Source organism: Cupriavidus sp. 05L411, assembly GCF_056398045.1.
On sequence record NZ_JBFTOQ010000093.1, the window covers coordinates 1 to 11,520 of the forward strand.

Sequence of the window (11,520 nt, forward strand, 5' to 3'; positions counted from 1 at the left end):
ATCGGCTCGCAAGCAACAGAACAACAGAAGTGGCGATCCGCGTAGGCGTGCTTAACCGCATGGCGGCTCTTGCACGCCCGAAGTCCGTCCACATCGTCTGAATTTCGGATCACAGGAGTCTCTGTGTTTTTAAGTCCGATTTATGCAACAACGCCGCTTCCATGCCTGCGGGGCAATGTCCTTTCAGGAAGCTTTCGGGATGTTGTCAATTTGTGTCATCGCGCTGTCAGGTGAATGCACCGTCAGGGCGCATGCCAATGAGGGGATCCAATGGGGGGATCCAATGGCGCCGATGGCATGGCAGAGAAATCCGGCATATAGGGTATTACCTGAACTCGCATTGCGATCCGCAATGCGGAGGCTTCGCACGTGCGATCCGGCGTCCAATCGCACCCGCATTCGGCGTGTCCACGGCGCTTTCTATTCTTGTGCAAATTTGGTCGGTTGTATCAACTTCTTACGCGATTGGATTTTCTTTAATCAAACGTGGTAGGCTATGCCAGCAAATTTTCCCCTATCATTGAATTAACACCGCTCCAGGAGAATCAAAATGGCAACTTACAAGCAGCTGATTGCAGAGAAGGAAGCGCTCGAAGCAAAGCTGGCCGAGATGCGTGCCAGCGAAGTGGCGGGCGTTATTGCGCAGATCCAGGGCCTGATGGCGGAATATGAGCTGACGGCAGACGACATCGCCCCGAAGCGCCGCCGGGGCCGCCCGGCAGCCAGCGCGAATGGCGCCGCGGCCAAGCCCAAGTCCACCCTGCCCGCGAAGTATCGCGATCCCAAGACTGGCGCCACCTGGACCGGCCGTGGCCGCGCACCGGGTTGGCTGGGTAAGAACCGTGCCCGCTTCCTGATCGCCGAAGCCTGATCGCATTGCTGTCTCAGTGACGAAGTGACGAAGTGACGAAGTGACGAAGTGACGCAGTGGCGCCGGCCCCGCCGGCGCGCGCTTCCCCTTTGCGGGCACTGCGGTAAGCCATTGGCGCTCCTCATCAAATTCCCCCCTGCCAGACCTGATATGAAAAAAGCGCTGCTTTCCGCGTTGCTGCTTTGCGCGTCTTTTGCCGCGCAGGCGGATGAAAAATTGTTGTCAAAGCAATACGGGGCCTGCATGGATCGTCCGGATGTCACTACCGCCGGCATGCACGACTGCATCGCGGCGGAGACGGCGCGGCAGGATAAATCACTGAATGCCGCCTATAAAAGCCTTCAACAGGCATTGCCTCCCGCCAGGAAAGCAAAATTGCTCGACGCCCAGCGCGCTTGGCTGAAGTTCCGGGACGCCAATTGCAGCTTCCAGGCCGATCCCGATGGTGGCACGATCGCCGGTGTCAACGCGTCTGCCTGTTTTATGCAGATGACGGCGGACCGGGCGCGGGAGCTTAGCGATTTCGCCGCCGAAGCGGCAGGGCGCTAGCCAGCAGGAGGCCAGCGGCACAAAGAATATGCCTCTTTGTGCCCTTCTCCTGATTGTCAAAAGGAATTATCCATTCTGTTCAAGACCTGTGGGATTGTCAAAATCGGGTGACGGCGTACCATGTTGGGCACATCGTTGCTTGCTTTGACCGGAGATCCCCATGAGCCTGGATGCAGAATCCTTTTCGCTGCTGCGCGCGTCGGTGCAGCGTTTCATCGACGAACGCCTGAAGCCGGCGGAAGACACGCTCGAGGAAACCGACGATGTGCCGGCGGACATCGTTGCCGACATGAAGGAGATGGGCCTGTTCGGGATCTCCATCCCTGAGAACTACGGTGGCATCGGCCTGTCGATGTCGCAGGAATGCGACGTGGTGTACGACCTTGGCCACACAGCCTTTGCCTTCCGCTCGGTCTTTGGCACCAATGTCGGCATCGGCTCGCAGGGCATCCTGATGGACGGCACCGAGGCGCAAAAGCAGGAATACCTGCCCAAGATCGCCAGCGGCGAACTGGTGATCTCGTTCGCGCTGACCGAGCCCAATGCCGGCTCCGACGCGGCTTCGCTGCAGACCAAGGCCGAGCTCGACGGCGACCACTACATGATCAACGGCACCAAGCGCTTCATCACCAACGCACCGCGCGCGGGCGCTTTTACCCTGATGGCGCGCACCGGCGGCACCGGCGCGTCGGGCATCTCCTCGTTCATCGTGCCGGCCAACACCCCGGGTATTTCGCTTGGCAAGCCGGACAAGAAAATGGGCCAGCGCGGCACCAAGACCTGCGACGTGGTGCTGGAAAACGTGCGCGTGCCGGCGGCCAACATCATCGGCGGCGTGCCCGGCGTTGGCTTCAAGACGGCCATGAAGGTGCTCGACCGCGGCCGCCTGCATATCTCGGCGCTGGCCTGCGGCATGGCGCACCGCCTGATTACCGATGCCGTGGCCTATGCCAAGGAGCGCAAGCAGTTCGGCCAGCCGATCGGCGATTTCCAGCTGATCCAGGCCATGCTGGCCGATAGCCAGGCCGAGCTGTACGCCGGCTTGTCGATGGTGCGCGATTGCGCCCAGCGCTACGACGCCAAGACCCCGGGCAAGAGCGATCCGGAAGTCAGCATGCTGGCCTCCTGCACCAAGATGTTCTGCACCGAGATGGTGGGCCGCGTGGCCGACCGCGCTGTGCAGATCCATGGCGGCGCCGGTTATATCGCCGAGTACAAGGCAGAGCGCTTCTATCGCGACGTGCGCCTGCTGCGCCTGTATGAAGGCACCACGCAGATCCAGCAACTGATCATCGCCAAGCAGCTGCTGCGCGACTGATCGGAGGGCGCGGAAGCCCGCCGGCACGACTGGCGGGCTCCGCGAGAGGGCCCGTGCCGCACTAGTGCCACTTGTTGGCAGCGTGCATCGGCCCGGCCAATGGACACGCGCAACGCAATGTCCTGTTGTCTCAACGGAGGCTGCCCCGATGGCTATTGCCGCTCTCAAGGTTCCCGCCAGCTACGCCGGTTTTCCGTCCATGCGTGCCCCTTGCCGGCTCGATGCGCCGCCCTCGCAAGCGGTGCCCGGCAATGACCACGCGGGCCCGGATAGCACCGCGCCTTGCTACCCGATCATCGCAGCGCTGATGGCCTGCGCCGCGCGGCCCGCCTACACGCCGCTGGACTGCATCCGCCTGGCGCTCGATGCCGCCGGCGCGCTGGGCCGCGACGATCCGGTTTCCTCGGTCCAGCCAACCCGCCTGCAAAGCTTCGATGGCGCGCTGTATCGCACGGGCACGGGCGCCTGGACCATTCTCTACAGCGATAGCCTGGCAGCGTCGGATGTGCGCTTCATGATTGCGTACCTGCTAGGCCGGCAGCTTCTGGGTGGCAGCGAGCTGGATTACGTGGAATGCACTAACGCCGAGCTGATGGCCATGCCGGACGATGACTCGGCCGGCGGGCTCGCCTATGCCTTTGCCAGCCGGCTGCTGATGCCGCTCAATGCCTGCCGCCTGGCCTTGCCCGGCGCGGTGGACCTTGACGTGCTGGACGCGCTGGCCGAGCGCCTCTGCCTGCCGGTGCATCACGTGGCGCGGCGCTGGCTGTCCTATACCTCGCACAAGGCCGTGCTGACGCTCAAGCGCGATGGCGCTGCGCTGGGCAGGTGGGCGAGCGAGACGGCTTTCGGGCTGCGGGCCGATGACCTCGGTGGCGGCATGGGCGTGCGCACGGTGTCGCAGGCATTGCTGCTTGGCGATGGCGTGGGCATTGAGCTGGCCGTGGGCCCCAGGCACGTGGCAAGCCGGGCAGGCGCGCGCCAGCGCGCTGCCTTTCCCATCTGATGCGTTGGCGCGTCAGTGCTCGTGGTGCAGGTACTTAGCCTGCCGCGGCAGCCGGAAGCTGACCAGGAACACGATCACCATCATCGCCGTGACGTACCAGTAGAAGCTGGATTCGTGGCCCAGCGATTTCAGGTCCAGCGCGACATACTCGGCCGAGCCGCCGAAGATCGCGTTGGCCACGGCATAGGCTAGCCCCACCCCCAGCGCCCGGATCTCGGTCGGGAACATCTCGGCCTTCACGATGCCGCTGATGGAGGTGTAGAGGCTCACGATGGCCAGCGCCAGGGAGATCAGCGCGAAGGCGACAAAGGGGCTTTTCACGCTCCCGAGCGCCGTCAGGATCGGAACCGTGGCCAGCGTGCCGAGCGCGCCGAACAACAGCATGTTAGTGCGCCGCCCGATGCGGTCCGACAGCGCGCCAAAGAACGGCTGCATGCACATGTAGAAGAACAGGCAGCCGGTCATCACGTAGCTGGCTGTCTTGATCGACATGCCGGCGGAGTTGACCAGGTACTTCTGCATATACGTGGTGAAGGTATAAAAGATCAGCGAGCCGCCCGCGGTGTAGCCAAGCACGGTGAAGAAGGCCGCCTTGTGATGGCGGAACAGCTCCGTCAGCGTGCCGGCCTCCTTGCTCGCCCGGGTGGCGGCGGAGGTCGTTTCATGCAGGGTGCGGCGCAGGAACAGCGCCACCACCGCCGTGATGGCGCCGATCACGAACGGGATGCGCCAGCCCCATGCTTTGAGCTCAGCCTCGTCGAGGAATTGCTGCAGCACCACCACCACGAGCACCGCTAGCAACTGGCCGCCGATCAGCGTGACATACTGGAACGACGAAAAAAATCCCCGCTGGCCCTTGAGCGCCACCTCGCTCATATAGGTGGCGGTGGTGCCGTATTCGCCGCCGACGGACAGCCCTTGCAGCAACCGCGCGACCAGCAGCAGCGCCGGCGCCCAGGCGCCAATGCTGTTGTAGGTCGGCAGGCTGGCGATCAGCAGCGAGCCGCAGCACATCATCGTCACTGAGATCAGCAGCGAGTTCTTGCGGCCATGCCGGTCGGCAATCCGCCCGAACAGCCACCCGCCAATCGGCCGCATCAGGAAGCCCGCGGCAAATACGCCGGCGGTGTTCAGCAATTGCGCCGTGGGATCGGATTTGGGGAAGAAGGATCCCGCGAAGTAAATGGCGCAGAACGCGTAGACGTAAAAGTCGAACCACTCGACCAGATTGCCGGAAGACGCGGCCACGATCGCGTAGATGCGCTTGCGCTTTTCCTCGGCGCTCGGCGGCGCATCGAGCAGGGGGGCGGACAGGTCTGTCATGGTTTGTCTCTTCCTTTCGGCATGTCGCCCACGCTAAAAGGCCGTGGTGCGAGATCGGCACGCAGAATTCCAGTGTAGTGCGATTGCGCCGCGATGGCGGCGCCGGGTGACCTGTCTTGCACTACTTGGGGGGGCGGAAGGGAATGGCTGGCGAGCCGGCACGATGTCCGTACCGGCGGGGCACCGGCCGAAAAACGCGTCTGGCCGCATCGCGCGGCAGGGCTGGCGCCGTGGGTCGCGGCAGCGGGGCGAGGCAATTGGCCAGGTCCGCTGCGTTTGACGTGAATGACGCCTATTAGTGGGTCTTGCTGTGTCTTGCTTGGTCTTGCTGCGCTTTGTCTGCGTTATTGCGCTTCTTGCGGCCAGACTCCGTCCACATCCCTTAGCAGATGGCCTGCCAGGATGTAGTCGCCCAGTCGGGTCGCCTTGGCTTCGAGATCGAGCAGTTCATGGTCGGCAAGCGTGCCGAGATCGAACTGGCAATACAGATTGCGCTGCCTGAAGGTGGTCTTGGTCTTAGCCAGCCCTTCGATCAGGGCCTCGCGCGAATGGACAGCAATGCTTTCCTGTCCGCGGTATTGCACTTTGATGCCGCGTTTCTCTCCGAGCCGGCCAAGTTCGACGGCGTCCTGCCATCCGGTTTCATAGTCCAGCTCAAGCGCCAGCACATCTTTCGATGCGAGAAGCCGAAGCGCTTCTGCTTTGCTGCTAGCTCGCACTATTGACATCCACACCTCTTATATCGTCTTATACTGTACGAATATACAGTCAACGCGTCATTGCGGCAAGGGGTTGCCCCCAAGCCGTTTGGACTACTGCGCCAGCGGTGTCCCGCACCGCCCTGCGTTGCCACTATTTTCCTCCAGTATTGCCTTTTAGGGGACGGCCACGGCTTCGTTTGCCGGCCCGTCCGCCTTTATTGCCTTTATTGTCTTTATCGTCGCCCCGGCATCTTGCACTGCCGTGACAGAAAAATCTCCCGCATACACATGCACCACCCGCGCCGGGTCCAGGTGCTTGCGGATGGCCGCGTTGACCTGTTCGACGGTCGCCGTGGCGATACCTTGCTCGTATTCCGTGACAAAGCGCATCGTGCGTCCCAGAAATAGCTGGCTGGCGAGCGTGCCGGCCAACGCGGAATCACTGGTGCGGGCCAGCGTGCCTTGCTGCAGCAGGCCGCTCCTGGCTTGTGCCAGCTCCTCCGGCGTGATGCCGGCGGCTGCCAGCCGCGACAGTTCCTCTTCCACGCCACGCTTGAGCTTGTCCAGGTTCTGCGGCGCATAGAGCGCTTGCATGCCGAAGCGCCCGTTGGTGTCGAGCGCACCCACCTGAACGAAACTGCCGACACTGTAACTGATGCCGTCGTGTTGGCGCAGGCGATCCGCCAGCCGGCTCTTGAGCGCGCTTCCGCCGAACACGCGATTGGCGATCACCAGGGCCGGATATTCCGGTGCATCGCTGGTCAGCGCGACCGGCAGTGCGGCCAGGTAGATGGCATTGGCCTTGTCCGGCGTCTCGCGGGTCAGGTGCGCCGGTGCCAGCGGCACGAAGGGGCGTTCGATGCGCGCATAGGGCGCCTGGGCCTGCCAGTCGCCAAACAGCGTGGTCAATTGCGCCTGCGCCGCCTCGCGGTCGAAGTCACCGACCAGCGCCACCTGGCCGTGGCTCGCGCCGTAGAAGCGCGTGTGGAAGGCGCGCAGGTCGGCTAGTTGCACTTGCCGCAGTGCGGCGATGTCCTCCTGCGGGGTGCCGACATAGCGCGGATCCCCCAATGGGTAGGGATTGCCGTGACGGCCAAGCACGTTCGACGCGATCGCCTCGGGCTGGCCCAGGCCGCTCTCGATGCCGGCGATGGCGTTGGCGCGCAGGGTCTCGAACTCCGCGGCGGCCAGGCTCGGCTCGCGCAGGATGTCGCGCAGCAGCGCGAGCGTATCGGCCAGCGTTTCGCGGCGCGCCTCAAAACGCACAGTGACCGCCTCGGCATCGCCCTGGACCGACACCACCGCCTTGAGCGCGGACAGGCGGTCGGCAATCTGCTGCCGCTCCAGGCGGGCGGCGCCGCGCATCAGCATGGCGGCCGTGAGGCTGCCGGCCGCGTCCTGGCCTTGCAGGCTGGTGACGTCGCCCATGCGCAGGATCAGGGTGCCGTTGACGGTCTGGCCGCGGCTGGGCTTGGGCAGCAGCGCGAACTGCATGCCGTTGGCCAGCTTGCCGCGCAGCGTGTGCGCCTCGATATTGTCCGGGCTGGGATCAAAGGCGGCCACCGCGGCCTTGGGCGGCTTGCCCTGGTAGGCCGCCACCAGCGCGGCGACGTCCGGCGCGGCGGGCATGGTGGCCCGGGCCAGCGTCTCGGCCGGCGCATCGCCGGGCATGTCGATGGGGATAAAGCGGCCGAGCGTGCGGTTGCTGGCGCGCAGATAGTTCTGCGCGACCCGCTGCAGGTCCGCCAGCGTGACGCGCTCGGCTTGCTGGCGTGCCACCAGCAGCAGGCGCCAGTCACCCTTGGCGATGGCCTCGGACAAGGCGACGGCGTAGCCGGAAGGATTCTCCAGCAGGCGCTCGTAGCTGTTGAGCAGGCGGGTGCGGGCACGGTCCAGCTCCACCTGCGTCACCGGCCGGGCGGCAAAGCCCTCAACCTGCGCCACCAGCACCTGGCGCGCGGCTTCGAGATCCTGCATCTTGCTCAGCCCGGCGGCGAACAGCACCGAGCCGGGATCCTTCATGCCCGATACCGAGCCAGACTGCCAGCTGGCCTTGCCGCTCTCGACCAGCGCCTTGTACAGGCGGCCGCCCGAGCCATCGGTCAGGATATCGGCGAGCAGTTGCAGGGCCACCGTATCCGGATGCGCGCCCGGCGCGATGTGATATTGCACCGCGACCAGTTGCGAGTCGCCCACGCGGCGCAGCGTGACCTCACGCGCGCCCTCCTGCGGCGGCTCCACGGTGTACTGGACCGGCAGCGCGCGCGTGGGCCGGGGGATCGCGCCGAAGTACTTGCCGATGCGCGCGAGCGTGGCGGCCACATCGAACTTGCCCGCCACCACCAGCACCGCGTTGTCAGGCTGGTAATAGCGGTGGTAGAAGTCCTGCAGGTTGCCGATGGCGACGTGCTCCACGTCGCTGCGCGCACCGATCGGCGCCTTGCCGTAGTTGTGCCAGCGGTAGGCGGCCGAGCGCATCTGCTGCATCAGCATGCCACCGGGATTGTTCTCGGCGCGCTCCATCTCGTTGCGCACCACCGTCATCTCGCTGTCGAGCGCCTCGCGGGCGATAAAGCTGTTGACCATGCGGTCCGCTTCCATCTTCAACGCCCAGTCGAGGTTTTCCTCGCTGGCGGTGAAGCTCTCGTAGTAGTTGGTGCGGTCGAACGCGGTGGTGCCGTTGAACTGCATGCCACGGCGCGTGAGCTCCTGCGCAATGGTGTTGCCCGGCAGCGCCGGCGTGCCCTTGAACAGCAGGTGTTCGAGCAAGTGCGCCATGCCAGTCTCGCCATAGTTCTCATGGCGGCTGCCGACCAGGTAGGTCATGTTGACCGTGGTGACGGGCTGCGCAGCATCGGGCGCAAGCAGCACGCGCAGGCCGTTGGGCAGCCGGTACTCGGTAATGCCTTCCACGCTGACGACTTCCGCCGGCGCCGCGCCCGGCAGCTTCGCAGCGGCAGGCGCCGGCGCCTGGGCCACGCCCGGCGCGGCGTTTGCGGATACGCTGAAAGCCAGGGCTAGCAGCAAGGAAAGGCGCTTGATGATAAGACGCATGCGGAATTCGAAGTCTGGATTGGCTCCCTTGTCGCGGAGATCTGTGCGATTCCGCGGGGCGCGGCAAGGCAGCGGTAAGGCTGGCCCGATGGCCGATTCTAGCTGTTGCCGCGCCCACAGCGGCATGTTGCTGCGTTTTTCAACCGGTGTGCAGTGAATTTGGGAATGTTCCGCACCCCTCAAGCTGTGGCAGCGCGCTGGCATCATCCATCGTCACTCTCGCCTTTCGGCTCATCCATCGCGGCGGCCAGTTCGCTCAACACCAGCGTCTCGTGCGCAAGCACGGCCACCAGCGAAAGCAGATGGGCCTGGGTTTCTTCACCAAGGTTGCAGAAGGTGCCGCCCGCCGCGTTCTCGACGGCGACAGACAACAACGCATTGAGCTGCGCGGTCTTCTCGGCAGCAAGGCTTAGCGGGCTTTCGGATGGAGCATGCGCGGTCAGGAAGGTATCGCGGCCTGTGCGTTGGGCGGTGATGTTGTAGCGCGGGTAGTTATACATCGAGCGCCCTCCGGTGGGAGGCGCGCAGGCGCTGGTGGATGACGGGGAGCTTGGGGGATGCGATTTGCCCGGAATGGGCGAGCGAAGACTGGGGCATGGAGGTGCCTCCTTCTTAAGCGATTTCGACCCCGCTCCCCGCTGCTAATCGGGGTGGGCGGGCGCATGGCGAGGTTAGCAGACCGGTAAGAAGGTACCAGCGAGCCCGAAGGCTCCCCCGCCAAGGCCCGCCCATAGGGACGTGCGAAGGCGCGACGGACAAAAACCGCCTGGTGGCGGTTGTCCGCCTCTGTCATCCGGGCCGCTAAACCCGGCCGGTGTGGTTGCAGCGACGAGCGAAGTATGGCGTCGCGCCATGCAGCCTAGCCTAGCCTGCAACAAAAAGTCACACCCGCTACACCATTCAAGAAATATCCGTCTCAGATTGAGATTTGTCTCATTGATTTCGATGAGGAATTACGCGCAAACGGTGGCGAATTTGCGCACAACTCGACGGTAACAATTTTTAACGCCAGTCCTAGTCGAAATTCGTACTTGTCCGATTTCAATCGTCGCCCTCCATTGCTACGCTGCGCAACTTGATAGCCGTTGCCGGCAACGTAACGCTCCACGGCGAAATCGCAAACGGCCAGATCCGGCATCGCTGCGCGAAGCCGCCATCCCTTGCAACGTCTTTTTGCATTGGCGCGCTCACAACGGATCGTGATACGCCGCGACTTCCGCGTTGATGGCTAGCGCGGGGTGAGCGCATGCCGGCTTCGCCGGCATTTCCGTCCAACCAAGACAACGATCGAGCCGATTGCATGGATCTATGCCTTGCTCCGTTTCTGCGCCGCGCTGTTCCCGCTTCCGTTGGCTTGTTGATGGCGGGTGGCGCGTTGGCGCAGGGTTCGCGGGACGTTGACGAGGCATTGCGCCGCTCGCGGCAGGACCAGAATCAGCAACTGCAGCGCGAGCGCAATATCGAACAGGCCGAGCAGCGCGCCCGGCAGCTGCAGGCGCCGAATGTTTCCCTGGATGGTGGGCAGGCGCCGAGCGTTGCCCTGTCCACCTCGCTGCCGGTGGAAGCCCCCTGCTTCACTGTCGACAGGGTCGTGCTGGACGTGCCGGCAGAACTCCCTGAAGCGGTGCGGCGGCATGGCGCCAGCGCGCTCCCGCTGGACGCATTTCGCTTTGCTCAGGCGTACCTGGATCAGTACGCCAATCAATGCGTTGGCCGCGAGCGCATCAATATCATCGTGCGCCGCCTGGGTGCGCAGATCCTGTCGCGCGGCTACATCACGACGCGCGTCGCCGTGCCGCAGCAGGATCTGTCCGGCGGCACGCTACGTTTGGCACTGATTCCCGGTGTCATCCGGCAGATCCGCTTTGCCGACGAAGCCCTGCGCGGTTCGTGGCAGTCCGCGTTTGCGGCCCGGCCTGGTGATCTCCTGAATATTCGCGAGCTTGAGCAGGGCCTGGAGCAGATGAAACGCGTGCCGAGCCAGGACGTCGACATGCAGATCGTGCCGGGGGAAATGCCCGGTGAGTCCGATGTGGTGATCTCGGTCAAGCGCACCAAGCCCTGGAGGCTCGTCCTCGGCCTGGACGACAGCGGCAGCTCCGGCACGGGGCAACTGCAGGCCAACGCATCGCTGGGCATTGACAACCCGCTCGGGCTGAATGACCTGTTCAACATTGGCGTCAGCCACGACGCCAATATCACGCAGGGCGATCGGGGAACCCGGGGCGCCAACGCCTACTACGCTGCGCCGTGGGGAAACTGGACGCTCGGCGTTGCGGCCAGCACATATAACTATCACCAGCGCATTGCCGGGGTGAACCAGGTCTTCGAGTCAAGCGGGGATTCCAAGGCCGCGGAGCTCAAGGCCCAGTACCTGTTCCAACGCGACCAGTTCCAGAAGAACACGCTGCAATGGCGTCTTGGGCACCGCTGGAGTCACGCGCACATCGAGGACACGCAGATCCTCAACCAGCAGCGCAGCACGACCTTTGCGGAAGTCGGCTGGCTGCATCGGCACTACCTGGGCGAGTCGCAGTTCGACCTCGCGCTCGCGTATTGTACGAATCAACCACATGGGTAACAAACGAGTTCACTCACATGGGTAACACTTTGATTGTCAGGTAGTGCTGCTTCGCCTGGCGTTCATCAATCAATCCTATGGCAATGGGGCCGAAGTGCACACGCCATATCCCATCGG

The 11,520-nt window shown here is 63.9% G+C and carries 9 protein-coding genes; 5 read left to right on the forward strand and 4 right to left on the reverse strand.

What is annotated here, in order from left to right; all coding sequences use genetic code 11:
• Window positions 1-550: 550 nt before the first annotated feature.
• The 4 genes from AC1DQR_RS39615 (at window position 551) to AC1DQR_RS39630 (ending at window position 3,744) form a co-directional block, all read left to right on the forward strand.
• A complete protein-coding gene (locus tag AC1DQR_RS39615; protein ID WP_174426112.1) occupies window positions 551-871 on the forward strand; it encodes an H-NS histone family protein in 321 nt (106 codons plus the stop codon).
• Window positions 872-1,021: 150 nt separating this feature from the next.
• Window positions 1,022-1,420 (forward strand): lysozyme inhibitor LprI family protein, encoded by a 399-nt coding sequence (locus tag AC1DQR_RS39620; RefSeq protein ID WP_477135067.1) that lies wholly within the window; start codon window positions 1,022-1,024, stop codon window positions 1,418-1,420.
• Window positions 1,421-1,580: 160 nt separating this feature from the next.
• On the forward strand, window positions 1,581-2,738 hold the full coding sequence (locus AC1DQR_RS39625; RefSeq protein WP_416051224.1) for an acyl-CoA dehydrogenase family protein: 1,158 nt from the start codon (window positions 1,581-1,583) through the stop codon (window positions 2,736-2,738).
• A 148-nt stretch (window positions 2,739-2,886) separates the two neighbouring features.
• Window positions 2,887-3,744: a M78 family metallopeptidase domain-containing protein gene (locus AC1DQR_RS39630; protein ID WP_416051223.1), complete on the forward strand. Its 858-nt coding sequence runs from the start codon at window positions 2,887-2,889 to the stop codon at window positions 3,742-3,744.
• A 12-nt stretch (window positions 3,745-3,756) separates the two neighbouring features.
• On the opposite strand, the gene AC1DQR_RS39635 is transcribed toward AC1DQR_RS39630, so the two are convergent.
• The 4 genes from AC1DQR_RS39635 to AC1DQR_RS39650 all read right to left on the reverse strand — a co-directional run bounded on the left by AC1DQR_RS39635 (window position 3,757) and on the right by AC1DQR_RS39650 (window position 9,322).
• The gene (locus AC1DQR_RS39635) at window positions 3,757-5,067 is read right to left on the reverse strand and encodes an MFS family transporter (RefSeq protein WP_477135068.1); all 1,311 of its coding nucleotides are present in this window, start codon (window positions 5,065-5,067) and stop codon (window positions 3,757-3,759) included.
• A gap of 344 nt (window positions 5,068-5,411) precedes the next feature.
• Complete coding sequence (locus AC1DQR_RS39640; RefSeq protein ID WP_006159736.1) at window positions 5,412-5,795, reverse strand: hypothetical protein; 384 nt, start codon at window positions 5,793-5,795, stop codon at window positions 5,412-5,414.
• 147 nt (window positions 5,796-5,942) lie between these two features.
• Complete coding sequence (locus AC1DQR_RS39645; RefSeq protein WP_477135069.1) at window positions 5,943-8,822, reverse strand: M16 family metallopeptidase; 2,880 nt, start codon at window positions 8,820-8,822, stop codon at window positions 5,943-5,945.
• Window positions 8,823-9,025: 203 nt separating this feature from the next.
• A complete protein-coding gene (locus AC1DQR_RS39650) occupies window positions 9,026-9,322 on the reverse strand; it encodes a hypothetical protein (RefSeq protein ID WP_253928491.1) in 297 nt (98 codons plus the stop codon).
• A 746-nt stretch (window positions 9,323-10,068) separates the two neighbouring features.
• Between AC1DQR_RS39650 and AC1DQR_RS39655 the strand changes: the two genes are divergently transcribed.
• On the forward strand, window positions 10,069-11,403 hold the full coding sequence (locus tag AC1DQR_RS39655) for a ShlB/FhaC/HecB family hemolysin secretion/activation protein (protein ID WP_477135070.1): 1,335 nt from the start codon (window positions 10,069-10,071) through the stop codon (window positions 11,401-11,403).
• Window positions 11,404-11,520: the final 117 nt, after the last annotated feature.

Coding starts and splice junctions, on each gene's coding strand:
- AC1DQR_RS39655 (WP_477135070.1), top strand. CDS start 10,069: ATGCCGGCTTCGCCGGCATTTCCGTCCAACCAAGACAACGATCGAGCC.
- AC1DQR_RS39645 (WP_477135069.1), bottom strand. CDS start 8,822: ATGCGTCTTATCATCAAGCGCCTTTCCTTGCTGCTAGCCCTGGCTTTC.
- AC1DQR_RS39615 (WP_174426112.1), top strand. CDS start 551: ATGGCAACTTACAAGCAGCTGATTGCAGAGAAGGAAGCGCTCGAAGCA.
- AC1DQR_RS39625 (WP_416051224.1), top strand. CDS start 1,581: ATGAGCCTGGATGCAGAATCCTTTTCGCTGCTGCGCGCGTCGGTGCAG.
- AC1DQR_RS39635 (WP_477135068.1), bottom strand. CDS start 5,067: ATGACAGACCTGTCCGCCCCCCTGCTCGATGCGCCGCCGAGCGCCGAG.
- AC1DQR_RS39650 (WP_253928491.1), bottom strand. CDS start 9,322: ATGTATAACTACCCGCGCTACAACATCACCGCCCAACGCACAGGCCGC.
- AC1DQR_RS39640 (WP_006159736.1), bottom strand. CDS start 5,795: ATGTCAATAGTGCGAGCTAGCAGCAAAGCAGAAGCGCTTCGGCTTCTC.
- AC1DQR_RS39620 (WP_477135067.1), top strand. CDS start 1,022: ATGAAAAAAGCGCTGCTTTCCGCGTTGCTGCTTTGCGCGTCTTTTGCC.
- AC1DQR_RS39630 (WP_416051223.1), top strand. CDS start 2,887: ATGGCTATTGCCGCTCTCAAGGTTCCCGCCAGCTACGCCGGTTTTCCG.